Origin of the sequence: Streptomyces sp. PH10-H1 (assembly GCF_030063355.1) — a bacterium.
Taxonomy (GTDB): Bacteria; Actinomycetota; Actinomycetes; order Streptomycetales; family Streptomycetaceae; genus Actinacidiphila.
In genome coordinates, this window is sequence record NZ_JASISZ010000081.1 from 1 (window position 1) to 25,577 (window position 25,577).

25 protein-coding genes, 5 tRNA genes and 2 pseudogenes are annotated in these 25,577 nt (G+C 70.7%); 10 read left to right on the top strand and 22 right to left on the bottom strand.

What is annotated here, in order from left to right; genetic code table 11:
• The 6 genes and pseudogenes from QMK24_RS33660 to pgsA all read right to left on the bottom strand — a co-directional run.
• Positions 1 to 139: pseudogene (locus tag QMK24_RS33660) on the bottom strand (pyridoxal 5'-phosphate synthase glutaminase subunit PdxT); the annotation flags it as partial.
• A 19-nt stretch (positions 140 to 158) separates the two neighbouring features.
• Entirely contained in the window at positions 159 to 1,070 is a 912-nt protein-coding gene (pdxS, locus tag QMK24_RS33665) for a pyridoxal 5'-phosphate synthase lyase subunit PdxS (RefSeq protein ID WP_283470672.1), read from the bottom strand.
• 81 nt (positions 1,071 to 1,151) lie between these two features.
• A complete protein-coding gene (locus QMK24_RS33670) occupies positions 1,152 to 1,700 on the bottom strand; it encodes a LemA family protein (protein WP_283470673.1) in 549 nt (182 codons plus the stop codon).
• 45 nt (positions 1,701 to 1,745) lie between these two features.
• Positions 1,746 to 2,906, bottom strand: coding sequence for a glycosyltransferase family 4 protein (locus QMK24_RS33675; protein ID WP_283470674.1), 1,161 nt, complete (start codon positions 2,904 to 2,906; stop codon positions 1,746 to 1,748).
• On the bottom strand, positions 2,903 to 3,820 hold the full coding sequence (locus QMK24_RS33680) for a phosphatidylinositol mannoside acyltransferase (protein ID WP_283470675.1): 918 nt from the start codon (positions 3,818 to 3,820) through the stop codon (positions 2,903 to 2,905). The genes QMK24_RS33675 and QMK24_RS33680 overlap by 4 nt, the downstream gene beginning before the upstream one ends.
• Positions 3,817 to 4,488: a phosphatidylinositol phosphate synthase gene (gene pgsA / locus QMK24_RS33685; RefSeq protein ID WP_283470676.1), complete on the bottom strand. Its 672-nt coding sequence runs from the start codon at positions 4,486 to 4,488 to the stop codon at positions 3,817 to 3,819. Before pgsA ends, QMK24_RS33680 begins: the two co-directional genes overlap by 4 nt.
• 292 nt (positions 4,489 to 4,780) lie before the next feature.
• Here pgsA and QMK24_RS33690 point away from each other — a divergent pair, with 292 nt between their 5' ends.
• Together QMK24_RS33690 and QMK24_RS33695 are read left to right on the top strand one after the other, a co-directional pair.
• On the top strand, positions 4,781 to 6,997 hold the full coding sequence (locus tag QMK24_RS33690) for an elongation factor G-like protein EF-G2 (RefSeq protein WP_283470677.1): 2,217 nt from the start codon (positions 4,781 to 4,783) through the stop codon (positions 6,995 to 6,997).
• 210 nt (positions 6,998 to 7,207) lie between these two features.
• Positions 7,208 to 8,806 carry an AbeC-like domain-containing protein gene (locus tag QMK24_RS33695; protein ID WP_283470704.1) on the top strand — a complete coding sequence of 533 codons (1,599 nt, stop codon included), beginning with the start codon at positions 7,208 to 7,210 and terminating at the stop codon, positions 8,804 to 8,806.
• 18 nt (positions 8,807 to 8,824) lie between these two features.
• Here QMK24_RS33695 and QMK24_RS33700 read toward each other — a convergent pair whose 3' ends face one another.
• The 4 genes from QMK24_RS33700 to QMK24_RS33715 all read right to left on the bottom strand — a co-directional run bounded on the left by QMK24_RS33700 (position 8,825) and on the right by QMK24_RS33715 (position 13,438).
• Positions 8,825 to 9,385 carry an HIT family protein gene (locus tag QMK24_RS33700; protein WP_283470678.1) on the bottom strand — a complete coding sequence of 187 codons (561 nt, stop codon included), beginning with the start codon at positions 9,383 to 9,385 and terminating at the stop codon, positions 8,825 to 8,827.
• Positions 9,386 to 9,469: 84 nt separating this feature from the next.
• Positions 9,470 to 11,449 carry a threonine--tRNA ligase gene (gene thrS, locus QMK24_RS33705; protein WP_283470679.1) on the bottom strand — a complete coding sequence of 660 codons (1,980 nt, stop codon included), beginning with the start codon at positions 11,447 to 11,449 and terminating at the stop codon, positions 9,470 to 9,472.
• Positions 11,450 to 11,609: 160 nt separating this feature from the next.
• Positions 11,610 to 12,872 (bottom strand): hypothetical protein, encoded by a 1,263-nt coding sequence (locus QMK24_RS33710; protein ID WP_283470681.1) that lies wholly within the window; start codon positions 12,870 to 12,872, stop codon positions 11,610 to 11,612.
• On the bottom strand, positions 12,872 to 13,438 hold the full coding sequence (locus QMK24_RS33715; RefSeq protein WP_283470683.1) for a DUF4365 domain-containing protein: 567 nt from the start codon (positions 13,436 to 13,438) through the stop codon (positions 12,872 to 12,874). The genes QMK24_RS33710 and QMK24_RS33715 overlap by 1 nt, the downstream gene beginning before the upstream one ends.
• Positions 13,439 to 13,615: 177 nt before the next feature.
• Here QMK24_RS33715 and QMK24_RS33720 point away from each other — a divergent pair, with 177 nt between their 5' ends.
• The gene (locus tag QMK24_RS33720) at positions 13,616 to 14,365 is read left to right on the top strand and encodes an exonuclease domain-containing protein (RefSeq protein ID WP_283470684.1); all 750 of its coding nucleotides are present in this window, start codon (positions 13,616 to 13,618) and stop codon (positions 14,363 to 14,365) included.
• Positions 14,366 to 14,453: 88 nt separating this feature from the next.
• Here the strand turns inward: QMK24_RS33720 and QMK24_RS33725 are convergent.
• A tRNA-Val gene (locus tag QMK24_RS33725) sits at positions 14,454 to 14,525 on the bottom strand.
• Between the two features lie 55 nt (positions 14,526 to 14,580).
• Positions 14,581 to 15,063: an SRPBCC family protein gene (locus QMK24_RS33730; RefSeq protein WP_283470685.1), complete on the bottom strand. Its 483-nt coding sequence runs from the start codon at positions 15,061 to 15,063 to the stop codon at positions 14,581 to 14,583.
• Between the two features lie 400 nt (positions 15,064 to 15,463).
• Between QMK24_RS33730 and QMK24_RS33735 the strand changes: the two are divergent.
• Positions 15,464 to 15,790: pseudogene (locus QMK24_RS33735) on the top strand (SCO7613 C-terminal domain-containing membrane protein); the annotation flags it as partial.
• A gap of 65 nt (positions 15,791 to 15,855) precedes the next feature.
• Here the strand turns inward: QMK24_RS33735 and QMK24_RS33740 are convergent.
• Positions 15,856 to 15,927 (bottom strand) — tRNA-Val (locus QMK24_RS33740).
• A gap of 54 nt (positions 15,928 to 15,981) precedes the next feature.
• A complete protein-coding gene (locus QMK24_RS33745) occupies positions 15,982 to 16,395 on the bottom strand; it encodes a TIGR02611 family protein (protein ID WP_283470686.1) in 414 nt (137 codons plus the stop codon).
• A 190-nt stretch (positions 16,396 to 16,585) separates the two neighbouring features.
• Here QMK24_RS33745 and QMK24_RS33750 point away from each other — a divergent pair, with 190 nt between their 5' ends.
• Together QMK24_RS33750 and QMK24_RS33755 are read left to right on the top strand one after the other, a co-directional pair.
• Positions 16,586 to 16,999 carry an SsgA family sporulation/cell division regulator gene (locus QMK24_RS33750; protein WP_003959770.1) on the top strand — a complete coding sequence of 138 codons (414 nt, stop codon included), beginning with the start codon at positions 16,586 to 16,588 and terminating at the stop codon, positions 16,997 to 16,999.
• A gap of 186 nt (positions 17,000 to 17,185) precedes the next feature.
• Positions 17,186 to 17,743: a CGNR zinc finger domain-containing protein gene (locus QMK24_RS33755; RefSeq protein WP_283470687.1), complete on the top strand. Its 558-nt coding sequence runs from the start codon at positions 17,186 to 17,188 to the stop codon at positions 17,741 to 17,743.
• A 204-nt stretch (positions 17,744 to 17,947) separates the two neighbouring features.
• On the opposite strand, the gene QMK24_RS42035 is transcribed toward QMK24_RS33755, so the two are convergent.
• Complete coding sequence (locus QMK24_RS42035) at positions 17,948 to 18,160, bottom strand: hypothetical protein (protein WP_283470688.1); 213 nt, start codon at positions 18,158 to 18,160, stop codon at positions 17,948 to 17,950.
• A gap of 90 nt (positions 18,161 to 18,250) precedes the next feature.
• The gene (locus tag QMK24_RS33765; protein ID WP_283470689.1) at positions 18,251 to 18,724 is read right to left on the bottom strand and encodes a hypothetical protein; all 474 of its coding nucleotides are present in this window, start codon (positions 18,722 to 18,724) and stop codon (positions 18,251 to 18,253) included.
• 149 nt (positions 18,725 to 18,873) lie between these two features.
• On the opposite strand from QMK24_RS33765, the gene QMK24_RS33770 reads away from it, so the two are divergent.
• Positions 18,874 to 19,419: a DsbA family protein gene (locus QMK24_RS33770; protein ID WP_283470690.1), complete on the top strand. Its 546-nt coding sequence runs from the start codon at positions 18,874 to 18,876 to the stop codon at positions 19,417 to 19,419.
• A gap of 30 nt (positions 19,420 to 19,449) precedes the next feature.
• Here the strand turns inward: QMK24_RS33770 and QMK24_RS33775 are convergent, their stop codons facing one another.
• The 3 genes from QMK24_RS33775 to QMK24_RS33785 are packed head-to-tail and all read right to left on the bottom strand — an operon-like array spanning position 19,450 to position 22,212.
• On the bottom strand, positions 19,450 to 20,289 hold the full coding sequence (locus QMK24_RS33775) for a GNAT family N-acetyltransferase (RefSeq protein ID WP_283470691.1): 840 nt from the start codon (positions 20,287 to 20,289) through the stop codon (positions 19,450 to 19,452).
• A 55-nt stretch (positions 20,290 to 20,344) separates the two neighbouring features.
• Positions 20,345 to 21,166 (bottom strand): aminotransferase class IV, encoded by an 822-nt coding sequence (locus tag QMK24_RS33780; protein WP_283470692.1) that lies wholly within the window; start codon positions 21,164 to 21,166, stop codon positions 20,345 to 20,347.
• Complete coding sequence (locus tag QMK24_RS33785) at positions 21,163 to 22,212, bottom strand: chorismate-binding protein (RefSeq protein ID WP_283470693.1); 1,050 nt, start codon at positions 22,210 to 22,212, stop codon at positions 21,163 to 21,165. The genes QMK24_RS33780 and QMK24_RS33785 overlap by 4 nt, the downstream gene beginning before the upstream one ends.
• Positions 22,213 to 22,399: 187 nt before the next feature.
• On the opposite strand from QMK24_RS33785, the gene QMK24_RS33790 reads away from it, so the two are divergent.
• The 3 genes from QMK24_RS33790 (at position 22,400) to QMK24_RS33800 (ending at position 22,653) form a co-directional block, all read left to right on the top strand.
• Positions 22,400 to 22,471 (top strand) — tRNA-Gly (locus QMK24_RS33790).
• Between the two features lie 33 nt (positions 22,472 to 22,504).
• Positions 22,505 to 22,575: transfer RNA gene (locus QMK24_RS33795), tRNA-Cys, on the top strand.
• 3 nt (positions 22,576 to 22,578) lie between these two features.
• Positions 22,579 to 22,653: transfer RNA gene (locus QMK24_RS33800), tRNA-Val, on the top strand.
• Positions 22,654 to 22,725: 72 nt separating this feature from the next.
• Here QMK24_RS33800 and QMK24_RS33805 read toward each other — a convergent pair.
• From QMK24_RS33805 to repSA, 3 genes are read right to left on the bottom strand one after another with little or no spacing between them, the layout of a single operon-like run.
• Entirely contained in the window at positions 22,726 to 23,895 is a 1,170-nt protein-coding gene (locus QMK24_RS33805) for a site-specific integrase (RefSeq protein WP_283470694.1), read from the bottom strand.
• On the bottom strand, positions 23,892 to 24,170 hold the full coding sequence (locus tag QMK24_RS33810) for a helix-turn-helix domain-containing protein (protein ID WP_283470695.1): 279 nt from the start codon (positions 24,168 to 24,170) through the stop codon (positions 23,892 to 23,894). Before QMK24_RS33810 ends, QMK24_RS33805 begins: the two co-directional genes overlap by 4 nt.
• Positions 24,171 to 24,172: 2 nt before the next feature.
• Positions 24,173 to 25,537 (bottom strand): replication initiator protein RepSA, encoded by a 1,365-nt coding sequence (gene repSA, locus QMK24_RS33815; RefSeq protein ID WP_283470696.1) that lies wholly within the window; start codon positions 25,535 to 25,537, stop codon positions 24,173 to 24,175.
• Positions 25,538 to 25,577 lie beyond the last annotated feature (40 nt).

Here is a 25,577-nt window from a genome sequence, read left to right on the forward strand (position 1 = left end):
GGCCCCCCGGTACTGCCTGTGCGCCGGCGGCGGTGAGCGCGGCGAGGTGTTCGCGTACATCGCCCTGGAGGGCGAGTACGCCGATGACCGGGGCCGCCGTCGAGCCGGACGGGGATGCCGCCGCGCCGGACGGGGATATCGTCGCGCTCACTGTCGGACTACCAGCCGCGGTTGGCGTAGCGCTCGGACTCGGGGAGGGTGTCGCAGTTGATGCCGACCATGGCCTCGCCCAGGCCGCGCGACACATCGGCGATGACCTTCGGGTCGTCGTAGAAGGTGGTCGCCTTCACGATGGCGGCCGCGCGCTGCGCCGGGTCGCCGGACTTGAAGATGCCGGAGCCGACGAAGACGCCCTCGGCGCCGAGCTGCATCATCAGCGCGGCGTCGGCCGGGGTGGCGACGCCACCCGCGGAGAAGAGCACGACGGGCAGCTTGCCCAGCGTCGCGACCTCCTTGACGATCTCGTACGGGGCACGCAGCTCCTTGGCCGCGGCGTAGAGCTCATTGTTGTCCAGGGTGGTCAGACGGCCGATCTCCTGCCGGATCTGACGCATGTGGCGGACGGCCTCGACGACGTTGCCGGTGCCGGCCTCGCCCTTGGAACGGATCATGGCCGCGCCCTCGGCGATACGGCGCAGGGCCTCGCCCAGGTTGGTGGCGCCACAGACGAAGGGGGTGGTGAAGGCCCACTTGTCGCTGTGGTTGGCCTCGTCAGCCGGGGTGAGGACCTCGGACTCGTCGATGTAGTCGACACCGAGCGCCTGCAGGACCTGGGCCTCGACGAAGTGGCCGATACGGGACTTCGCCATGACCGGGATGGAGACCGCGCCGATGATGCCGTCGATCATGTCCGGGTCGGACATCCGGGCCACACCGCCGTCCTTGCGGATGTCGGCGGGCACCCGCTCCAGGGCCATGACCGCGACGGCGCCTGCGTCCTCGGCAATCTTCGCCTGCTCGGCGTTGACGACATCCATGATCACGCCGCCCTTGAGCTGCTCGGCCATGCCGCGCTTGACGCGTGCGGTGCCGGTCTCGGGGTGCTGGGCGCTGGAGCTGGTGGTGGACACGGTATGACCTCACTGATGACGAATGGTGCGTTGTACCCATCGTGAAGCGGTCCACCTGGCTGAAAAAGAGCCAATCCAGGTTCAGTGGCCTGCCGCGCCCTCCGCTGTGAACACCATCGGTGGCTCGTCGTCCATCTCGAAGGCCAGCGGGAAGGACGCGTGTCCGGCCAGCCGGAACCAGCGCACCACCCGGTGCTTGCGCACCGCGCGCGCCGCCCGGACCGCGTCGTTGTGGAAGCGCCGGGCCATCGGCACCCGGCGCACGGCCTGGGTCAGCTCGACGACGGTCTCCTCGCCCCCGGGCGCGGCCAGCACCGCCTCGACCGCGACCTGCTCGGCGAACACCGCGCGCAGCGCCTGGCTCAGCTCGCTCTCCGCCACCTCGCGCTGTTCGTCCTCCGCCTGCCGGGAGGAGTGCGCGGACTGGTACAGCACGATGGACGCCGCCGGATCCAGCACCCCGGCGGTCGCGAGCTCCTGGGCCACGGAGGCGCGGCGCAGCAGTTGCGCGTCGAGTGCGGCGCGGGCGGCGTCGATACGGGCGTGCAGCCGGTCAAGGCGGCCCGCGGTCCAGCTCAGATACAGGCCGATGGCAACGACAGCCACCGCGACCCAGATGAAGGTGGTCACGGGGGGGAAGGCTACCGTCGCGCGGGGTGCGGAACCGGACAGCCCCTAATCGCGGGCCAGTCCGAGGCGGGCGCGCAGCCCGATGCGTTCATCGGTGGCGACCGCGGTGGCACCCGCCGTCACCGTCTCGTAGACGGCGAGAATGTCGGCGCCGACCGTGCTCCAGTCGAACCGCCGTACGTGCCTGCTGCCCAGTTCCCGCAGCTCCGCCAGCCGCTGGGGGTCGCCGAGCAGCCGCAGCGCGGCGACCGCGAGCGCGTCGGCGTCCTCGACCGGGAACAGCTCGCCCGCCGCTCCCCCGTCCAGCACCTGGCGGAAGGCGTCGAGATCGCTGGCGAGCACCGGGGCGCCCGCCGACATCGCCTCGACGAGGATGATGCCGAAACTCTCACCGCCGGTGTTGGGGGCCACGTACAGGTCGACGCTGCGCAGCAGCCGGGCCTTCTCCTCGTCACTGACCATGCCGAGGAACTCCACCTGGCTCCTCAGGTGTTCCGGCAGGTCCTCGACGGCCTCCTTCTCGTCACCCTTTCCAGCGACCAGCAGCCGGGTGCCGGGGCGTTCGGCGAGGATCTTCGGGAGGGCCCTCATCAGGGCGGGCAGACCCTTGCGCGGTTCGTCGATCCGGCCGATGAACCCGATCGTGCCTCCCTGCCACTTCGGCTCGGGCTCGGCCCCGGCGAAGAAGCCGACGTCCACGCCGTTGGGGATGACCACCGCGTCGCCGCCGAGGTGCTCCACCAGGGTGCGCCGGGCGTACTCGCTGACCGCGATGCGCGCGCGGATCTTCTCCAGCGCCGGCTGCAGGATCGGATAGGCGGCGATCATCGCCCGGGAGCGCGGGTTGGAGGTGTGGAAGGTCGCGACGATCGGCCCCTGCGCCGCCCAGCAGGCCAGCAGGCCGAGCGAGGGGGAGGTCGGCTCATGGATGTGGATCACGTCGAAGGCCCCGTCGTGCAGCCAGCGGCGCACCCGCGCGGCGGACAGGAAGCCGAAGTTGAGCCGGGCCACCGAGCCGTTGTACGGCACGGGCACGGCGCGGCCCGCGGAGACCACGTACGGCGGGAGCGGCGTCTCGTCGTCGGCGGGCGCGAGCACGGAGACCTCGTGGCCGAGCCTCTGCAGATGCTCGGCGAGGTCGCGGATGTGGAATTGGACGCCTCCGGGGACGTCCCAGGAGTACGGGCAGACGATCCCGATCCTCAAGGCTTCTCCGTTCCGGAACTGTTCGGGCGCGCTTCGAGATCGGCGAGCCACAGCCGTTGGAGCATGTGCCAGTCTTCGGGGTGGTCGGCGATCCCGGAAGCGAAGGCGTCGGCCAGATTCTGGGTCATGACGGCGGCCTTCCCGTCCCGGTCGCCGGCCTCGGGGACGTCGATCGGCGGGTGGATGCGCCCGCGCATGACCGGTGAGTCGTCGTACCAGAGGGTGACCGGCAGCAGCAGCGCGCCGGTCTGCTGCGCGAGCATCGCGGGCCCGGCGGGCATCCGGGCGGTGTCACCGAAGAACGTCACCTCGATACCCGAGGCGGACAGGTCGCGGTCGGCGACCAGGCAGACCAGTCCGCCCGCCCGCAGCCGGCGGGCGAGCGTGCCGAACGCGGCGCCGCCGGTGTGGGGCAGCACCTCCATGCCGAGGCTCTCGCGGTACGCCACGAAACGGTCGTACAGGGTCTCGGGCTTGAGGCGCTCAGCGACGGTGGTGAACGGGACCCCGATCTTGGTGGTCACCCACGCGCCGGCCAGGTCGTAGTTGCCCATGTGCGGCAGCGCCAGGATGACGCCCCGGCCGGCGGCCAGGCCGTCCTGCAGGATGTGCGCGTCCTTGATCTCGACATCGGTGCGGAAACGCTCCCGGTCCCAGGCGGGCAGCCGGAAGGACTCCATCCAGTACCGCAGGTACGAGCGCATACCGGCCCTCGACAGCTCACGCAGCCGGGCCTCGTCCGCGCCCGGTACGACCCGGGCGAGGTTGGACTCCAGCCGGAGCACGCCCTTGCCGCGCCTGCGCCAGGCCAGGTCGGCGATCCGGCGGCCGAGCGCGGCCGCCACCGGCTCCGGCAGCATCTTCACCGCGCCCCAGCCCAGCCCGTACAGGCCGTCTATCAGCCGGTCCTTCACTCGGCACCGCCCCCGTCCGCTCCCGCGACGACTTCGGCCGCGTCGGCTTCCGCGGCCTCGCGGCGCACGGTGACGACGCGCTGGATCAGGGTCACCAGACTGCCGGCGGCCACGATCCACAGGGCGATCGGCAGCAACCACTCGATATAGGGAACGCCGAACGTGTGCAGACCGGCGAGACCGCACAGGACCAGGGTGATGACGAGCCGCTCGGCGCGCTCGACCAGCCCGTTGACGTTCACCGGCAGGCCGATGGCCTCGCCCCGCGCCTTGGTGTAGGACACCACCTGGCCGCTGGCGAGACAGAAGATCGTCACCGCGCAGAGCACGAGGTCGTCACCGCCTCCGGCGTACCAGAGCGCGAGCCCGCCGAAGACCGCCGAGTCGGCGACCCGGTCGAGGGTGGAGTCGAGGAAGGCGCCCCAGCGGCTGGACACCCCGGACTGCCGGGCCATGTTCCCGTCCACCAGGTCCGAGAAGACGAACAGGGTGATGACGACGGTGCCCCAGAAGAACTCGCCCCGGGGGTAGAAGACCAGCGCACCCGCCATCACTCCCCCGGTGCCGATCAGGGTCACCGCGTCGGGGGTGACCCCGAGGCGCAGCAGGAGCGCGGCGAACGGCGTGAGAACACGCGTGAAGAATGCACGCGCGTACTTGTTCAGCATGGCCTTCCCGGATGGTCTGTGGTGTCGGTTGGCCCGGTCGGCCACTGGATGGCCCATCGTAGCCAGCCGCCGCACCCCGGACGCCGGAGGCACCCGCCGGTACACTTACACGTACGACGTATGGACGCACCGTGACCGCCGTGGGAAGGTCGGAACACCGTGGGCGTCGCCGGAACCCTCCCCCTGGACTCCGTCCCGGGGCACCTCCGGTGCGGTCTCCCGTGACGTTGCGCGTTGGTGCCCCCGTAGAGGGCGCGGTCCCGTGCAGAGACGGACATGGAGGCGAGATCACGTGGGTGGTGCAGCCGACAGGAGAGACGTACATCCAGGAGCCGCCGGAAGGGCACCGGCGGCCGGCCGGCCCGACAAGATACGGAATGTGGTGCTGGTCGGCCACAGCGGAGCGGGCAAGACCACACTCGTCGAGGCCCTGGCACTGGCCACCGGTGCGGTGAACCGGGCCGGACGGGTGGAGGACGGCGGATCGATCTCCGATCACGACGAGATCGAGCAGCGGCAGCAGCGGTCGGTGCAGCTGTCACTGGTGCCGGTGGAATGGGGCGGTATCAAGATAAATCTGCTGGACACTCCCGGATACGCCGACTTCGTCGGGGAGTTGAGGGCCGGTCTGCGAGCCGCGGACGCGGCCCTCTTCGTTGTCTCGTCCGCGCAGGACGCCTCGGGCGTCGGCGGCGCGACCCGGATGGTGTGGGACGAGTGCGCGGCCGTCGGGATGCCGCGGGCCGTGGTGGTGACGCATCTGGAGTCGGCCCGGGCCGACTTCGAGGAGATGACGGAGCTGTGCGCCCGGGTCCTGGGCAACGACTCCCCCGACGCGGTGCTGCCGCTGTACCTGCCGCTGCACGGCCCGCAGGGTCCGGACGGGCACGCCCCCGTCACCGGCCTCATCGGACTCCTCTCGCAGCGGGTGTTCGACTACTCCTCGGGCGAGCGGACCGAACGGAGCCCGGATCCCGGGCAGCTGCCGGTGATCGAGGAGGCCCGCAACCGGCTCATCGAGGGGATCATCGCCGAGAGCGAGGACGAGACCCTGATGGACCGCTACCTCGGCGGCGAACAGCTGGACCTCAAGACCCTCACCGAGGACCTCGAACGGGCCGTGGCCCGCGGCAGGTTCCACCCGGTGCTCGCCGCCGCCCCCGCCGCCGAGGGCGCCCGGCAGGGGCTGGGCACCCTGGAACTGCTGGAACTGATCACGGGCGGCTTCCCCACCCCGCTGGAGCGCGAGGCCCCGCCGGTGACCACCCTCCAGGGCGGACCGTGTCCGCCGCTCACCTGCGACCCGGACGGGCCGCTGGCCGCCGAGGTGGTGAAGACCACCTCCGACCCGTACGTCGGGCGGATCAGCCTGGTGCGGGTCTTCTCGGGGACGCTGCGACCGGACGAGACGGTGCATGTCTCCGGGCACGGCATGGAGGACCGCGGCCACCCGGACCATGACGTCGACGAGCGGGTCGGCGCACTGTCCTCGCCGTTCGGCAAACAGCAGCGCGGTGTCATGAGCTGCGTCGCGGGCGACCTGGCCTGCGTCGCCAAACTGACCCGCGCGGAGACCGGTGACACCCTCTCCGCCAAGGACCGGCCGCTGCTCATGGAGCCGTGGGTGATGCCCGATCCGCTGCTGCCGGTGGCCATCCAGGCACACAGCAAGGCCGACGAGGACAAGCTCTCGCAAGGCCTGTCGCGGCTGGTCGCCGAGGATCCCACGATGCGCCTGGAACAGAATCCGGACACCCGGCAGGTCGTGCTGTGGTGCCTGGGCGAGGCCCATGTGGATGTCGCGCTGGAACGGCTGCGCAGCCGTTACGGGGTCCAGGTGGACGCCGTGCCGCACCGGGTGTCGCTGCGCGAGACGTTCGGGGAACAGGCCTCCGCGCGCGGGCGGCACGTCAAACAGTCCGGCGGGCACGGCCAGTTCGCGATCTGCGAGATCCAGGTCGATCCGCTGCCGGTCGGCTCCGGCATCGAATTCGTCGACAAGGTGATCGGCGGAGCGGTTCCCCGGCAGTTCATCCCGTCGGTGGAGAAGGGCGTCCGGGTGCAGGCCGCCCGGGGCGTCGCCCTCGGCTTCCCGGTGGTGGACATCCGGGTGACGCTCACCGACGGCAAGGCCCACTCGGTGGACTCCTCCGACGCCGCGTTCCAGACCGCGGGCGCGCTGGCCATGCGGGAGGCCGCGGCCGGGGCCCGGATCCATCTGCTGGAACCGGTCGCCGAGGTCGGGGTGCTGATCCCCGACGACTACGTCGGGCCGGTGATGAGTGATCTGTCCGGACGGCGCGGCCGGGTCCTCGGCACCGAACCGGCCGGCCACGGACGCACCCTGGTGCGGGCCGAGGTGCCGGAGATCGAGATCGGCCGGTACGCCGTCGACCTGCGCTCGCTGTCGCACGGTACCGGCCGCTTCAGTCGCACGTACGCCCGCCACGAGCCGATGCCCCCGCCGCTCGCGGCGAAGCTCAGGGAGCAGGCGGAAGCGGCCAAGTAACGCCGCTGGAAGGCCAGTCGGCGGTCCGCGCCCCCCGCGCGGGCCGCCGCGCCGATACTGTGGGCATTGCTCCAAAAGTGTGACGGACCCCAGGGCGGGGAATGGGCCGGTCGGAGCCGTGGGGCCTGCGGGATCGCGTGGGGGAATGAGGGGGCGGCAGTGGCAGATGGCACGGGGTTCGACTTCAGCCCCGGGGCGCAGGTCCCGCTGATGGGCACGGAGGGCGGCACCGCCGCGACCCAGGCCCTGTCGTCCGCCGCCTACCGTGACTCCCCGGTCGAGGACCTCAGGAAGGCCAACGAGGACTCAGTCATCAAGCCTCCCAGGCTCTCGCTGTTCGAGCCCAACCTGGGCGAGGCGTTCGCCCGCGCTGTCCAGGTACGGATGCTCGGCACGGCCCGCGCCGAACTCGTCCAGTCCTTCGGCGCCGAACCCCAGTCCGTCGTCGAGCACTGCCTCGCCGCGAACCGGATCCGCCAGGAACGCGACAACCGGCTGACCATGGTCATGGCCGTCTTCGGGCTGCTCTTCCTGCCCGGGGTGCTGATCTGGCTCGGAGCGTTCCAGCTGCGCAGATCACTGGCGAAGGCACAGGACTCGAGGGCCAGTGTGCTGAGCGCGGTGATCCTGCTGATCGTCGCCGCCTTCGCCGTCCTGCTCGTCATCAAACCGCCGCTGACCGGCATCTGGCGGCAGTATCTGCGCGTCATGATGCTCGTCCCGGTGCTGGGCTGGTTCTGGGCCAAGCGCATCTGCGAGCAGACCGCGAAGGACCTGCGCGAGCGCTGGTCGGGGCTGGTGTCGGGCTCCGGCGTCGGCGCCAAGATCCCCGGGGCGGTGCCCCGTAATCCGCACGAGACCCGGGCCGAACTGCTGCGCCAGAGCCTGGCCAAGCTCTCCGCCGAGCAGAACAGCAATGTGGTCTTCTACGCCGGCCCCAGGGGAATACTGGGCATGGGCACCCGCTGGGGCAGCTGGCAGATGGCCGAGGAACTGGTACCGCGCGAGGGCCTCGCCGAGATCCACCCCTTCCGCAGCTGGGATGTCGTCCGGGCCATCCACGACAAACTGCGGATGCTCGAACGCGGCCCGCTGCACACCGGGGGCTTCCCCAAGGCGTCGATACGGCACTGGGTCGTCGCGCCCACCGGGGAGCATGCCAAGACCATCGCCCGGCCCACCGGCGCCGAGGTCGAGGCTTACACCGTCAAGGACTTCGAGATCCAGCGGATCTGCAACAACCAGCAGTTCGGCAAGGGCAACCGGCACTACCTGGGCATCCAGTTCGTGCTGTGGGACGGCCAGTTGGTGATAACGCTGATGGTCACCGTGACCGTACTGGCCCAGACCCTGCGGGTCGAGGTGACCGGCCATGCGCTGGGCCCCGTGCACCCCATCTTCACCGCCGCACCCGAGCCCAACTCGAAGACGGTCTCCCACCCCGTGAAATTCTGGGAGACCCGCACCGTGCAGCTCCCGCTGATCCACCCCGGCGAGGTGGTGCGGCTCGCGGCCCGCGCGCCGCTCACCCGCTTCCCCAGCATCCTGGACCACCTCGGCGGCACGCTCGCCCTGCCCGAGCCCTTCGGACTCCGTCACACCTGGGCGGACAAGCCGTGGAAGCACCGCTTCATGGCCGACGACGCGCTGCGGACCGCGACCCCGGTGCTGCGCGCGGTGCACGCCGCGGCGATCCACGTCATGAAGGAGAACGGAGTGGACACCGCGCACTTCACCAGCCGCTCGCTGCTGCTGAGCAGCCTCGTCCAGGGCGCGGAACCGAAAAGGGCCGACGCGTACGACGCGTAGGGCCTGTCCAGAAGGGCGTCAGTCCTGCGGCCAGACGTCGGCGAGCATCTTGCGGGTGTCTGCCAGCAGTTGCGGCAGCACCCGGGTGTGGCCGACGACCGGCATGAAGTTGGTGTCGCCGCCCCAGCGCGGCACCACATGCTGGTGCAGGTGGGCGGCGATTCCCGCGCCCGCCGCCCCGCCCTGGTTCATGCCGATGTTGAAACCGTGCGCCCCCGACGCGGTGCGCAGCGCCGTCATCGCGCGCTTCGTCAGCTCCGCGAGTTCCGCCGTCTCCGCCAGGTCCAGGTCGGTGTAGTCCGCGACATGCCGGTACGGGACCACCATGAGGTGGCCGCCGTTGTACGGATACAGGTTGAGCACCGCGTAGACGTGCTCGCCCCGGGCGATGATGAGGCCGTCCTCGTCGGATTTGGACGGGATCGAGCAGAACGGACATCCGTCGCCGGCCTCCGGGCCGGTCGGCTTGTTCTCACCCTGGATGTACGCCATACGGTGCGGGGTCCACAGGCGCTGGAACGCGTCCTGCGTACCCACTCCGATCTGCTGCTCCGGCTCACTCGTCATACCGATCAGCATATTCGCCTGCGGCGGGCGCGTGTGCGGCGAGGGGCGGCCCCTGTGGGGCCGCCCCTCGGAACTCCCGCGTGTGCGGGGAGCACGTCACACCTGAACGCGACGCTCCACAGCGTCAGCGATCTCGGCGATGGCCTCGTCGACCGGCACGCCGTTCTTCTGCGAGCCGTCGCGGTAGCGGAACGACACCGCGCCGGCCGCCATGTCCTCGTCGCCGGCGATGATCATGAACGGCACCTTGGCCTTCTGGGCGTTCCTGATCTTCTTCTGCATCCGGTCCGAGGACGCGTCCACGTCCACCCGCAGCCCCTTGGCCTTCGCCTTGACGGCGAACTCCTGGAGATACGGCACATGCGCGTCACCGATCGGGATGCAGGTCGCCTGGACCGGCGCGAGCCAGGCCGGGAACGCGCCCGCGTAGTGCTCCAGGAGCACCGCGAAGAACCGCTCGATCGAGCCGAACAGCGCACGGTGGATCATCACCGGACGCTGCTTCGAGCCGTCGGCCGAGGTGTACTCCAGATCGAAGCGCTCCGGCAGGTTGAAGTCGACCTGGATGGTCGACATCTGCCAGGTACGGCCGATCGCGTCCTTCGTCTGGACCGAGATCTTCGGACCGTAGAAGGCGGCGCCGCCCGGGTCCATGACCAGGTCGAGGCCCTGCTTCTCGGCGGCCTTGCGCAGCGTCTCGGTGGCCTCGTCCCAGTTCTCGTCCGAGCCGATGAACTTCTCCGGGTCCTTGGTGGAGAGCTCCAGGTAGAAGTCCTCCAGGCCGTAGTCGCGCAGCAGGTTCAGCACGAAGGTGAGGGTCGAGTCGAGCTCGTCCGCCATCTGCTCCTTGGTGCAGTAGATGTGCGCGTCGTCCTGGGTGAAGCCGCGGGCCCGGGTGAGGCCGTGCACGACGCCCGACTTCTCGTAGCGGTAGACGGTGCCGAACTCGAAGAGGCGCAGCGGCAGCTCGCGGTAGGACCGGCCCCGGGCGTCGAAGATCAGGTTGTGCATGGGGCAGTTCATGGGCTTGAGGTAGTAGTCGGTGCCCTCGTCGAGCTGCATGGGCGGGTACATGCCGTCGGCGTACCAGTCCAGGTGACCGCTCTTCTCGAAGAGCGCGCCCTTGGTGGCGTGCGGGGTGTAGACGAACTCGTAGCCCGACTCCTCGTGCCGCTTGCGCGAGTAGTCCTCCATGACGCGGCGGATGATGCCGCCGCGCGGGTGGAAGACCGCCAGCCCTGAGCCGATCTCCTCCGGGATGGAGAAGAGGTCCAGCTCGGAACCGAGCTTGCGGTGGTCGCGCTTCTCGGCCTCGGCGAGGAACTCCAGGTACGCCTTCAGCTCGTCCTTCGTCGGCCACGCGGTGCCGTAGATGCGCTGCAGCTGCTTGTTCTTCTCGCTGCCGCGCCAGTACGCGGCGGCGCTGCGCATCAGCTTGAACGCCGGGATGTAGCGGGTGGTGGGCAGGTGGGGACCCCGGCAGAGGTCCTTCCAGCACAGCTCACCGGTCTTGGCGTCGAGGTTGTCGTAGATGGTCAGTTCGCCCGCGCCGACCTCGACGTTCGCGCCGTCGTCGGACGAGGCGGAGCCCTTGAGGCCGATCAGCTCCAGCTTGTACGGCTCGGCGGCCAGCTCCTCGCGGGCGGCGTCGTCGGTCACCACGCGGCGAGAGAAGCGCTGGCCGCGCTTCTGGATCTCCTGCATCTTCTTCTCGATGGCCTTGAGGTCATCGGGATGGAACGGCTTCTCGACGTCGAAGTCGTAGTAGAAGCCGTCCTTGATGGGCGGGCCGATGCCGAGCTTCGCCGAAGGGAAGAGCTCCTGCACGGCCTGGGCCATGACATGCGCGGCGGAGTGCCGCAGAATGTTCAGCCCGTCCTCGCTGGCCAGGGGCACGGCCTCGACCTCGTCGCCGTCGGCGACCGGATGCGCCAGGTCCTTCAGCGAGCCGGCGATGCGCGCGGCGACGATGCTGCGGTCGCCGTCGAAGAGCTCTCCGGCGGTCGTCCCGGTCGTGACCACCCGCTCTTCCCGCTCAACGGAATCGCGAATGATGATCACACGGACGTCTGACACCGGTTCTCTCCTATGACTCAAGTACCGCACGGCGGCGGATGCCGCACGGGTGAATCGTACCGAGCCCGGCGGGTGCCCCGCGAAGTGATAAAGGGGACCGCGAAGAGCGGCGGCCCCGCCCCGCGATCCCCCCGTGATCCCCCCGTGATCCGCCCGTGATTCAGGAATCACCGCCGCAGGCGTCCTCGAAGGTGTCGACGCCGCCGTGCAGCGATTTCAGCAGCCGGTCCCGCTCGGCCTCGTCGACATGGACCGGGGTGACACCGGTGGCCTCGGTGAGACGGCGGAAGCCGCCCCGGCTCTCCAGTCGTCCGCTGACCCGGATCGGCAGCCCCACGAGGTGGGCGTGCGCGGCGATGCGGTACGCCTCCTCGTCCAGCCGGACGCGGACCTGGCGGACATCGGCCCCGGCGAGAACGCGCAGCCGGACCGAGCCGCCGCCGGAGGGGACGGGCCTGCGCAGCCGGACGACGGTCCCCGTCACCCTGACGGGGACCGACGGCTCACGGCGCAGATAGCGCGCGCTCGCCGCCTCCAGGGCCGGCAGGTCCCCGGGGGAGAACTCCACGGGCTCGGGGCGGGCGGCGAAACCGCCCGGCGGCCCCGCGGCCGGTGACCAGGCGAGCGCCACCTCCATCCCTTCCGTACCGCGCACCAGCCGGACCAGCGCCTCGGCCAGCTCGTGGCAGACGCCGAGGTCGACCGCGGCGTCGAACGCCTCCATCCCGCCGGTGGCGCGCTGGTAGTCCACGGCGTCGCGGGCCGCCTGCAGCGCGCGGAGCAGGGTGGCGGTCGCCGGCCGGCCGTCGGGTACGGGGGCGTACGCGGTGAGCAGATGGCCGCCAGTCACCGGCCCGACGAGGACCTGTTCCAGGAAGCCGGCGGCATGCGGGGCATGCCGCTCGCCGAAGTACCCGGCGGTCTGCCGGGCGGCGCGCGCGGCGGCCATCAGCATGGCGCGGGCACCGGCCCGCAGCTGCTCGGCCGCCAGCCACGGCACCGCGTCCCCGATCCGTGGCACCTCGCGCCGCCAGCGGATCTCGTCACCGGGGACGGTGAGGGCGAGCAGCACCGCGCGGGCGGAGGGCGCGGCGGAACGGGCGAGTGCGGTGAGGGCCTCGCCGAGCAGGTCCGTGTGGTCGGCGTAGCCGGCGTCCCCGGCCCGGCCGCCGCGCGGCCGGCCCTCGGGCACCAGCAGGCTGGTGCCGGTGCCCCCGCCCGTCGCAGCCGTGCCGGCGCAGGTGCCGGTGTCCGTGTCATGGAGCCGCGGGGCGCTGCCGGGCGGGGTCCAGCGGCTGTAGCGGCCGGGGGCGCCGCCGCGCCGCTCCCAGCCGTGCCGGGCGAGCAGGGCCGTGAGTACCGCCGGGTCGACCCGCTCGGGGTCGGGCAGTACGGGCTCGTCGCCGTTGGTGGTCCGCTGCATCACGGTCTCCCTCCCGCCCCGACCCGCGCCATGATCTGGCACAGCGCACGGTCGTCGAAGATCCGCGCGGTCGGTATCCGCACTGTGGTCTTGCGCTTGCCCGTCACGGCGTGGCCGGCCAGGTTCGTCCAGTAGCAGCAGTGCCGTACTTCCAGCCGCTCGTGGCCGGCCGCCAGCCACTCCTCCTGGGTGCGCGGCACGAGCATCACCACCAGGATCTTGTGCACCGACGCCGGGGTCCTGGCCAGTTTCACCAGGTGCTCGTTCTCCAGCGTGAAGCCGAAGGTCGGCCCCGTCGGGTGCGGGGCGACCTGGTAGGTGCACTTGAGCTGCACCTTTATCGTCACCTCGTCGTCGACGGCATGCGCCCGCGAACTGTGGCTGAGGTGCCAGTCGATCCCGTTGTCGGGGAAGGGCTGGGCGAGCGAGCAGCCGGCCGCCGCCGCGACCGCGTGCAGATAACCCACCTGCAGGGTCTCCATACAGCTGGTGGTGGCGAGTCCTCCCCGGAGCGGTGCGGCCCGCTCGGCCGGCGGCTCGCCCGGTGCGGGCTGCGCGAGCGCCATCGCTCTCCGTGCCTTCCGAGCCGTGCGTTTCAGTGCTTCTCCGTCACCTGTGTCATCTCCACCAGCGGCGGGTCGCAAACAGTTGCGGTTCAGTGACCATGTGTTACGGGTACACATCACCCAAAGGCGTCAGTTCTGACCGCCTGTCAACCTCCCCGACCGCCTTGGGAGTACCCCATGCCTCGCTGGTACGACGGACCACTGGCCTCCTTCGACACCGAGACCACCGGCGTGGACGTGGAGCACGACCGCATAGTCTCCGGCGCCCTCGTGGAGCAGGACGCTCCCGGGGCCGAACCCCGCGTCCTGCGCTGGCTGGTGGACCCGGGTGTGCCGGTGCCGGACGGCGCGCGGGCGGTGCACGGGCTCAGCGACGCGTTTCTGCGGCGGCACGGCCGCCGGCCGGGTCCGGTCGTCGAGGAGATGGCGCGGGCGCTCGCCGGACAGGCGTCGTCCGCCGTCCCGCTGGTGGTGATGAACGCGCCGTTCGATCTCACGCTGCTGGACCGGGAGTTGAAGCGGCACCGCGGTGCGACGCTGAGCGGCCGGCTGGACGGGGCGGGGCTGTGCGTCCTGGATCCGCGCGTCCTCGACAAGGCCCTGGACCGTTATCGCAAGGGCCGGCGCACCCTCACCGATCTGTGCGCGCACTACGGCGTCGAGCTGACGGGCGCGCATGACGCGGCGGCGGACGCGACGGCGTCCCTGGACCTCGCCCGCGCCATAGGCCGCCGCTTCGCGGAGCGGCTCGCCGCGCTGGAACCCGCCGAGTTGCACGCCCGCCAGGCGGTCTGGCACGCGGGCCAAGCCCGCGGCCTGCAGGCCTACTTCGCCAAGAACGGCTCGTCGGAACGGTGCGACACGTCCTGGCCGCTGCGCCCCGCCCCGATGATCCCCGCGCAGCGCGCGCGGCCCCCGGCCGCCTGAGCGCGGTGACGCACAGACGACGCACGGAAGCAGCACAGAAGACGCACAAAACCGGCCGCTCCATCAGGACCGGCCGGTCTCACTGCTGTGGGCGATACTGGGATCGAACCAGTGACCCCTTCGGTGTGAACGAAGTGCTCTCCCGCTGAGCTAATCGCCCGGGACGTCCCGAACAATACAGGGCGCGGGGCCGTCCGTTCAAACGCCATTGCCGCTCAAACGCCATTGCCGCCATGACCGCCGATACCGTCGGCGGTGTCTTCGAGCCGGTCCCGCAGCCCGCGCCGCCCCTGGCGCATCATCAGCGCGTGGTTGGCCCGGAAGAACGGCCGGCACGGTACCGCGAGCCGGCGCATCAGGGGCTTGCGGACGATCACGTCCTCCTCGAAGACCAGGTGGGTGCCACCGCCGTTGGCACCCACGGTCCAACGGACCCACCCCTCCAGATCGCCGGCCATGGCCACCTCCAGCACCCCGGCCGCCGCGTCGTGGCGCGTCTTGATCGCGTCGACCACCAAGTCGTAGGGGAGCACGGAACGGAACCGCAGCGTGCCGGCGGTCTCGTCGGTGCGCCGCACCTCGCGCACCTGCGGCCACCACAGCGGGTACTCGTCGGGGCGTTCGAGAACGGCGTAGACGGCGTCGGGCCCGGCGCCGACGACCCAGGCGCTGCGGAAGCGGTAACGGCTCCAGTCCATGGGGACAGTGTGGGTACTCACGCGCGTTCTGAGTACCGCACCGGATGCCCGGATCGTGTGGCCCGCGCCACACTCCACCATCATGGAGCACACGCCGCCACCCGCCCGCTGTCCCGCCTGCGGTACGTACCCGCACCCCGCGATGCCCGTCCCGCTGTGTCCGCGCTGCCGCTCGACGGGGAGGTCGCCGCGGAGCTGTGGGAGATCGGTTCCGCACTCGGCCGGCTCGACGCCGAACGCTGCCATCTCCTCGGCCGCCGGGCCCAGTTGCTCGCCAGGGCGTACCCGGTGGCTGCCGCACCGCCCGGATGGGGCCCGCGCCCCGCGCCGGTGCGCGTGACGTCCCCACCGAGCGCCCAGAACGTGCTGCTCTCCCCCGGCGGCGCGCTGCTCGCCGTCGCCGCGACCGCCTTCACGGTCGTCAGTTGGGGCCACCTTGGCATTGGCGGCCGGTCCGTCGTCCTCGGCCTGCTGGCTCCGTTCGCTGCTGCTGGGTGCGAGTGCGCTCGTCGTGACGCTGCTGGGCGCGCGGCACCGGCTGCGGGCTCCGCTGCTGCTGGGCGGCGGCGTACTGGCGCTCGACGCGCTGCACGAGCTGGCCCCGTACGTCGTCCAGGTCGTGGGCGCCGCGCCGCGCTGGCTGCCACTCGCGGTGGTCGGCCTGCTGCTGGCGCAGGGCATGACGTACGAACGCCGGGTGCGTGACGTCCTCGGCCGCATGCATTGAGCATGCGCTGAGCGGGAAACACCGAGGGCCCGGAAGCTTTTCGGCTTCCGGGCCCTCGGCCGGGGTGGGCGATACTGGGTTCGAACCAGTGACCCCTTCGGTGTGAACGAAGTGCTCTCCCACTGAGCTAATCGCCCCTGTGCGGGGACAACATTACCGCACCTCAGACGGTGCCCCGGACCATCCGCGGGTCACCCGAGGCGCCATGGCGCCTCGACTCCGAACCGCCAGAGGTAGTAGCCGAGTCCGATGCCGATGATCACGAGTCCGATGGCCGTCAGGGTGATGTTGCGACGCCGCACCTTGGGGTCGAGAGCGCGCTGCGTCGCCTCGGTCACCTTGCGCTTCGTCCAGCGCAGCACGAGCTGGGCCCAGACGAATTCGGTCGCCCAGATCGCCATACCCGCGAAGATCACCAACCAGCCGGGCCCGGGCAGCGGCAGCATCACCACGCCGGCCGCCACGACGGCCAGTCCCACGATGAAGACCCCCGCCTGCCAGCTCAGGTGCAGTCCCCGGGATTTCCTGATGAATTCAGGAGCCTTGGAACCGAGCCCCCGATCCATGGCCACGACCTCCCGCATTTGGTCACTCTCCGCAGTCATGAGATCCAACGTACCGGACACGCGGAGATCACCGGAATGGCCTTCGACACCGTAAAACCACTGGGCCGGACGAGGTACCAGAAGCCTCACAAACCAGTCAGAGGGGTTTACAACGTCCCTGCAGGTGGCATGTCGATTTCGCCGACGTGCGAATCCCCGAGCGCACACTGAGCGAAAGGCCCTGGCGCTTATGAACACCACGGTCAGCTGCGAGCTGCACCTGCGCCTCGTTGTGTCGAGCGAATCCTCACTGCCTGTACCCGCAGGCCTGCGGTACGACACGGCCGATCCCTATGCCGTGCACGCCACCTTCCACACTGGTGCCGAAGAGACGGTCGAATGGGTGTTCGCCCGCGACCTTCTCGCCGAGGGCCTGCACCGGCCTACCGGCACCGGAGACGTCCGGGTCTGGCCGTCCCGCAGTCATGGCCAGGGCGTCGTGTGCATCGCCCTCAGCTCCCCAGAGGGGGAGGCGCTGCTCGAAGCCCCGGCGCGGGCACTGGAGTCGTTCCTCAAGCGGACCGACGCCGCCGTGCCCCCGGGCACCGAGCATCGTCACTTCGATCTGGACACCGAGCTCTCCCACATCCTCGCGGAGAGCTGACCCCAGCCCACCAGCCGTCCGTCGCCGTCCTACTCGGGGGCATGGCCCGGACCTGACAGCCGTATGAGCTCGGCCAACGCTTCACAGAGCCACCGCCGTGGACCACGACCCCCACGGCGGTGGCTCTCGCGCGCTAGAGTCGCCGGAACGCAGCCGCCCGACCCCCCACGGCCAGGGAGCGATTCCGTGTTGATCAACCATGACACCAGGTGCGCACTCGACTGTGTGGTGGACCTGATCAACACCTCCCCGGAGAGCGAGGGGCGCGAAGGGCTGCACGACGTCGCGGCACTGCGCGGCTTCGTGGAACGCCACCGGGTGAGCGAGGTGGGCCGGCTCGGCGAACACGACCTGGCCACCGTACGCAGAGTGCGCGAGCGCTTCGCGCAGGCCTTCTGCGCCCCCAGCGCCAGGGCCGCCGCCACCCTGCTCAACGCCATGGTCGCCGAGGCCGGAACCACACCGCGGCTCACCGACCACGACGGCTACGACTGGCATGTGCACTACTTCGCCCCCGGCGCGTCACTCTCGGACCACCTGGCCGCCGACGGCGGGATGGCGCTGACGTTCCTCGTCGTCGCCGGCGAGCGCGAGCGGCTGCGGCGCTGCGACGCCCCCGACTGCCGCCGGGCCTTCGTCGACCTGTCGCGCAACCGCTCCCGGCGCTACTGCGACAGCCGCACCTGCGGAAACCGGCTCCATGTCGCCGCGTACCGGGCACGGCAGCGCGAGGCCACCCGCTGAGCCGTGCGGCCCACGGGCTGGTGCGGTGACCACATTGGTTCGCCGCGCCGGGTCCGCCCGGCAGCCGGTTCGTCCTCAAGCGCCGGACTGGCCGAATCCAGCCCGCCCCAGGGGGCACCTCCCAGCGGTAGCCGGGGGAGAGTGAGGACCGCGCGGCCGAAGGACGCGTAACCCCTTGACCCGGTGAACCGTGCGCGGCGCGGCTCACTGCAGGCAGAGGTCGTACAGCGCCCCGAAGCCGATCAGGCCGCCGATCACGCAGAGAAACAGCATCAGCGGCGGTTGGGACAGGGCGAAAAGACATCCCCGGGGCTCGTCCCCGCCCGCCTTCGGCCGCGGGGTGGGACCGGTGACCGGCCTCTCGGCCTCAGCTACCGGCCGGGGGCACGGGGGTGGCCCCCCGGAAGATCGCAGCACACGGCGATGATGACGCAGCACCCCACGCCGCCGCGCCCAACACGCGAACTCTCAGGGGTGGTTCTCCGATCTTGGCCCGCCGGGCGGGCGTCAGATCCCGCGGCGCTTGAGGATCTCCTCGATGTCGGAGAAGTCCGACAGCCCGCCGTCGGCCGACGACTTGGTCTTGGCGGCCGTCTTGCGGCCCGCGGGCAGCGAGGGCGTCGAGGCGTCCGGTGCGACGGCCGGTGCGCCCGCCGCGGCCGCGGCCGCCTTGCGCTCACGACGGCTGCCGCCGTCGCGGCCCGCGGCGAAGCGCGTCCCCGTGTAGAGCGCCGCGGACACGGCGAGCACACCGAAGCCCAACCACACCGACGGCTTGAAGACCAGGTCCGCGGCCCAGCTCCCGGTGGCCGTGCCGACCTTCCGGCCCAGGGTCACCAGGCCCGTCATGTACAGGCCCACGGGCAGCAGGGCGAGCGCGGCGGTGCGGGTCGCGGCGAGGTAACGGCGGCGGTACGCGGTCAGCATTGCGATGGCCAGGCCCGCCGCGGACAGTGCGACGCATACGGTCACGGTCAGCATCCTGTGCTCCTGATCCTGTACTCCTGCGGCTGTGTCCTGATGTTCCTGTATCCATCGTGCACCTGCCACGAAGTAAGAGGCCACGTCCCGGGGCCCGTCTCAGGGTGATCTCGGGGGACGGCTCCTCCCCAGGTGCGAGACTGGGCCGCATGAACGACGTCACTCCCCCGGCCAGTACGCCCCCGGCCGGTTCGCCCCCGGCCAGTCCCCGCGCCGTCCTGGACGTCTGGTGCGAGCTGCAGTGCCCCGACTGCCGCACCGCCCTCGACGATGTGCGGGCCCTGCGTGCCCGCTACGGCGACGCACTGGACATCCAGCTGCGTCACTTCCCGCTGGAGAAGCACCAGCACGCCCTCGCGGCCGCCCAGGCGGCCGAGGAGGCCTACGCCCAGGGGCAGGGCTGGCCCTACACCGAGGCGGTGCTGGCGCGCACCCAGGAGCTCGCCAATCGGGGCGAGCCGGTCCTGGTCGAGGTGGCCCGGGAGCTGGGACTGGACGCCGAGGAAGTGGACACCGCGCTGATCGACGGCCGTCACATGCTGATCGTCGATGCCGACCAGGCCGAGGGCCGGGCGATCGGCGTCACGGGCACGCCGACGTACGTGATCGACGGGGAGCTGCTCGACGGCGGCAAGAGCCAGGAAGGGCTGCGCGAGCGGATCGAGGAGATCGCGGACCGGCTGCTGGCCGGATAGCCCGGACAAGCCGCCAAGGCCCGGCCGGTTCTAGAGCAGCCGCTTGAACAGGTACTGGCGGGTGGTCGCGTATCCGAGCGTCCCGTACAGCGCCAGGGCGGGAGTGTTGCCGCCGAAGACGTTCAGGCCCAGTCTGTGGACCCCTGCCTCCAGGCACTCCCGCTCCGCGACCAGCATGAGGGTGCGGCCGTGGCCCCGGCCCCGGTACGCCTCGTCCACCTCGACGGAGAAGACCCAGGCCGGGGCCTGCGGGTCCGTGTCGTGCCGCAGCCGCACCCATACCGTGCCGACGTCCTGGCCCTGGTGGGCCAGGGTCAGCAGCGAGGTGCCTGCGGTGCGCGGGCCTTCCGGCAGGACCGCGCGGTGGTCGGCCTCGGCCTTGGCTGAGGCCTGGGCGAACGGGATTCCGCGCGTCACGAGATCTTCCAGGTACGTGACCAGCTTGTGTTCCTCCCAGGCGGGGAACTCGCTGTCGGCCAGCGGCCGGACGGAGCTGCCGTCGGGCAGTTCCGGCGCGGGGCCTGACAGCCGCTTCACCATGTTGCGGTTGCGCTCGGTGTAGCCGAGGGTGCCCGCCAGCCGCAGCGCGATGACGGCGTCCGCCGGAACGTCCAGCTGCACCTCACCGCAGCCCCAGCCGCGGAGCACCTCCTCAGCGGCGAGCGCGGCGACCGTGGCGCGGCCGCGCCGCCGGTCCGCCTCCTGGATCTCCAGCGCGGCGATCCGGCCGATCTCCACGCCGAACCACTGCTCCGCGGCCAGCTCGATCCTGCCGACCGGCCGGCTGTTGACGCATACCGTGTAGCGGCGCGAGCGCGCGCCGCCCGCTCCGTGCCGCTCCGGCTCGTCTGGCCGCAGGGTGGTCGTCATGGCGTCACTCCCCCGTATGGACTCGGGCCAGTTCTACCCGGTCCTTCGCGCCCCGTCACGGGTTCTGGTCGGCTCCGGCCCGTTCTGCGAAGACCCGCATCGCCTTGGAGGTGACCGGACCCGGCGCTCCCGGCAGCTCACGCCCGTCGACGAGCCGTACGGCCTGCACATCGCGCAGGGTCGAGGTCAGGAAGATCTCCCCGGCCTCGGCGAGTACCTCCAGCGGCAGGTCCGCCTCCTGAGCCCCGCTCCACTCGGCGACCAGCTCGCGGGTGATGCCGGCCAGGCAGCCCGAGGCCAGCGGCGGGGTGAGCAGCCGCCCGCCGAGCACGACGAAGATATTCGAGCCGGTGCCCTCGCAAAGCCGCCCGACCGTGTTGCCGAAGATCGCCTCGGAGGCTCCCTGGGCGTGGGCCCGGGCGAGCGCGACGACGTTCTCGCCGTACGAGGTGGTCTTCAGGCCGGTGAGCGCGCCCCGCTCGTTACGGGTCCAGGGCACCGTGACGACGGCGGTGGTGTCCGGGCGGACCGCGGCCTCGCCGAGGGCGATGATCAGGGTCGGTCTCGCGTCGCCGCGGTCGGAGCCGAGCGGGGACGGCCCGCCAGTGTACGTGATCCGGAGCCGGCCGAGCGGTAGCGGGTTGGCGGCCAGCACGGCGTCGCAGCCCCTGCGCACTTCGTCGAGGTCCGGTTCCGCGAGCCCGAGACCCCGCGCGGAGCGGGTCAGCCGGTCCAGGTGACGGGTGATCGCGAAGGCCTTTCCCTCGACGCTCTTGAGCGTCTCGAAGACCCCGTCGCCCACGGTGAGCCCGTGGTCGAGCACCGAAACCGTGGCGTCGCCGGCGTTCCGCAGCGAGCCATCGACCCAGATCCTCAATGTGTGATCCCTTCATGTCCCAGATGTGCTCCCGACGCTACCGCCAGCAGCCGTGACGCCTTCAGCTCGGTCTCGTCCCACTCGCGTTCGGGGTCGGAGCCCCAGGTGATGCCCGCGCCCGTGCCGAAGCGCAGCAGCGGGTCCGCGCCGGTCCTGTCGAGCCAGAACGTCCGGATCCCCACGGCCAGTTCGCCGGTCGACCGGTCGGCGTCCACCCAGCCGATGCCCCCGCAGTAAGGGCCGCGGGGCGCGGTTTCCAGCTCCGCGATGATCCGCAGCGCGCTGGACTTGGGCGCCCCGGTGACGGAGCCGGGCGGGAAGGTGGCGGCGAACAGTCCGGCCCAGCCGGTGTCCTCGCGCAGCTCGCCGCGCACGGTGGAGACGAGGTGGACCAGCCCGGGGTGCTTCTCGACGGCGCAGAGCTCGGGGACGGTCACCGAGCCGGTCGCGCAGACCCGCCCCAGATCGTTGCGGACCAGGTCCACGATCATCACATTCTCCGCGTGGTCCTTGGGCAGCAGGTCCTCCACCGTGCGGCCGGTGCCCTTGATCGGGCCGGACTCGACGACAGAACCGTCCCGCCGCAGATAGAGCTCGGGGGACGCGGTGGCTATCTCCACGCCGTGTGCGGGCAGCCGGATGGTGCCCGCGTACGGGGCGGGGTTGCCGCGGGCGAGCACCGAGGTGAGCGCGTCCACGTCGGACCGGGCGGGCTCGGGCAGGGGCGCGGACATCACCCTGCAGAGGTTCGCCTGGTAGACGTCGCCGGCCGCGATGTACTCGCGGATCCTGGCGACGCCCGCGATGTAGGCGTCCCGGTCGAGCGAGGAGGTCCAGGCAGTGGTGGCCGGGCCCCGCCAGCCGCCCGGCGCCGCCGGCGGCTCGGTCCGCACGTCCCCGAAGCGCGCGCAGACCACATGCCCCTCGAAGTCGGCGGACACCGCCCAGAAGCCCGACGAGTCCAGCGCCGCGAGGTCGCTGGTGACATCTCGCAGGTCGGAGGCGACGAGGCCGCCGAAGCGGGCCATGGGGGCGAGGTCTCGCACAGTGCTTCCCGGGTCGGTCCGAAGGGGTGGGGCCGAGTCTAGGGCGGCACCCGCCGGAGCGCCCCGCTGGTCATTCGCTGGTCAGCAGCCCGGCACACTGCGCAAACCGGTTTTTGAGCTGGCCGGGGAATCCGCTAGAGTTCAACACGTCGCCGGGACGCGGAAGCGCCCCGGAGCTACGACACCTGCGGACGTGGCTCAGTGGTAGAGCATCACCTTGCCAAGGTGAGGGTCGCGAGTTCGAATCTCGTCGTCCGCTCGGCGTGGGGGATTTCCCGTCCCCCGCGATGTTGGTGGAGTGGCCGAGAGGCGAGGCAACGGCCTGCAAAGCCGTCTACACGGGTTCAAATCCCGTCTCCACCTCACGCGCGATTAGCTCAGCGGGAGAGCGCTTCCCTGACACGGAAGAGGTCACTGGTTCAATCCCAGTATCGCGCACCAGCTCAAGGGCCTGATCCGGCTTTCGGATCAGGCCCTTTCTTCATGCCGGGAGCCAAACGGGGAGCCACGGGCCTATTGATCAGCCTCGCGAGCTTCCTCGGCAAAGATCACATCCATGGCGTCCGCCCCCTCAGTGATCACCGGCCGGAGTTGCTTGCGGTAGACGACCTCCGTCGTGGTGGAACTGCTGTGGCCTACGACACGCGCGATCTTCTCGACCGGGATGCCGTGGTCGGACATCAGGGACACGAAGCTGTGGCGCAGCTCCCGAGGCGTCCACTCCGATTCCAGCCCCGCAGCCTTCACGATCGACCGGAAAGCCCGGCGGACATTGGCGGCATCAAGCACCTGGCCCGTGTTCGTCGCGAACACCAGATCGGCCGAGTCCCACAGCAAGCCGTAGGCAATCCGTTCGTCCTGCTGCGACCGACGATGTTCCGTCAAGACCGCCGCTACCAGAGCGGGCAGTCTGAGCGTGCGCCGGGCCTTGCGGGTCTTGGTGTCCCCATGACGCCGCACCGACCGCCAGACCTCAACATGCGGCGGGGCCTGGCCGGTCGGAGAGAGCTGGACGTGATCCCAGATCAACGGCCGGGCTTCCTCGGTCCGCACCCCGACCAGCAAGGACAGCACCACGTAGGAGTTCAACCGGGACCGTTGAGCCGCAACCAGCACCGCCCGCGCCTGTTCCAGGGTCAGCGCCTTGCTCGGCCGGCCAGTCTGCCCCTCGGGCACATCCACCAGCAGCGCGACATTCCGCCGGACCTTCTCTCGCCGCATGGCATGGTCGATCGACCGCCGCAGGATCGACAACACCACACGGAGCGAGGACGCGGCCAAGACTTCCGCGCGGTCGTCCAACCAGTCATCCACGTCGTCAGCGGTAAGCTCCCGCAACTTCGCGCGGCCCAGGAGCGGCACAACGTGCTTTTCCGCCAGGATGCGATTCTTGGTAACGGTCGCCGGATCACGACCCTTCAAACCCCGCGCCAGCCAGCCGTTCACCGCATCGGCCACGGTGAAGTTCGCCGGGGTCCGGTCCCCAACATCCAGATCCTTCCGCAGCTCCCGGAGCTTCCCGCGCACCTCGGTCTTGGTCTTGCCGTAGACCTTCGGACGACGGCGCTTGCCGGACGGCGCATAGCCGAGCGAGACCGCCCCGACCCAGCGCTGTTTCGACTCATCCCAGTAGATCGAGTCCTCACCGTTGCCCGCCTTCGGACGGCGCGTCTCGCCTGTCATGCCACCGCCCGCTTACCGGCGATACGCAGCCAGGGGCGCTCCGTGTCTTCAGCCAGCGCCTCACCCTTGAGCAGTTCGACATAGGCATCGACGTACTCAGTCGGGACCAACCGCCGCCGTCCAATCTGTACCGTGCGCAGCCGCCCAAGACGGATCTCCTCATAGACCGTCGAACGCGCCACCCCGAGAATCCGCGCCACGACCTCAACCCGATGCAACCGCGCGGTGGTCCCGAGCGGTTCGGCGACCTGTTCAACACTGAGAAGGCGGTCCATGGTCACCACTCCCCGTCGGTGTCGATGTCCGCGCGTGCTTCGCGTGCGGTTTCGCGGTTAAGGGCAACGTCTCGGGCGATGCTCTGAGCAAGCCAGGATTCGCCGGGCGTGTGTCCCTGTCCCGCGTACTCCCAGTGCGCGACGACCAGCGTCGTTTCCTCCGAGTCGCCGGGGTCGGGCAGGCCGCGTTCCTGGCGTTCCTGACGGGCGCGGAAGTCCGCGCGGACCTGACGGCGGGCGCCCATGGTCGAGGAGTAGCGGCGGGATTTGGTGGAGAAGTGGCCCCGAAAGCCGAGCATGTGGGACCAGTGCGCGAGCTTGCGTTCCGGGTAGTCCTCATCCAGTGACCAGCACGCCTCAATCAGGCGCCGGGTGTGAGCCGGGATGTCCGGCTGCTTGTCCAACTCCGACAGCTCCCCCACGCGACGATCGACGGCACCGGTCGTCTCGGCTGCCTTGGTGGCGTACTTCGCGACGTAGGACGAGACAGCGTCGTCGTCCAGGTCGCCCCCTTCACCGGCACCGATCGGACGGACATCCACCTGCCCACCCCACGCCATGACGCGTTGCGGGTGGGCGCCGGCCGGGGGCACCACGAGGGAGACCCGACGCACCGCGGCACGGATCGCCTCATCCAGCAGGCCCGCCGTCGCCCAGGCCGGAGCCTCCTGAGTAGAGCCCTCCGGGCCGTCGAGCCGCACGATGGCGTGGAAGTGCACGGCCCCGCGCTTTTGAAACTCAGCGACCTTCGCGAACGACAAGCGCACGTAGTCGCCCAGCTCCCGGTTCGACAACCCGGCACGCGAGGCGATCTCGCGGCGGAGGTAGACCGTGAAGCGCTGCCAGAGCTGCCCGGCATGGTTGTTCCACAGCACGGCGCCCGCGTAGTCGTACCGCTCAACATCCAGCGGCGTACCCAGCACCGCAGCCGACTCCTCGTGCTCAGCCCCGCAGCGGCAGCGCCCTGTCTGAGGGCGGTTGTGGACCGGGCCGAAGCTCGGAGCCGTCAGCGTCAGGAACACACGCGGGTGCGCCCTTACCGTCGCGGGAACGCCCATCCGGTCATCGCCGACCAGCCCGGCGCGGATCAGGTGGTAGACATCGCCCGCGTACGTCCAAGCGCACGACGGGCACCGGGAGGCGCGGCGGTTACCGCAGGCGATCCGTAGGCGGCCCCCGGGCTCATCCTCGGTCGAGTACGCGTACAGGATCTCGCCCGTAGCCGCGCTCTTGGTCATCGTGCCGCCCCGCAGGTGGATCGGGTGTGCACAACCACCCGTGCGCTTCACCTGCTCCTGCCACCGCTCGAACCCGGGATCATTCGCGACCCGCAACAGGTCCGACAGGGTCAGGGGATCGGTACCCATGGCCGCAGCCATGTCCGAGAAGGACGCCGGAGCAACCAGA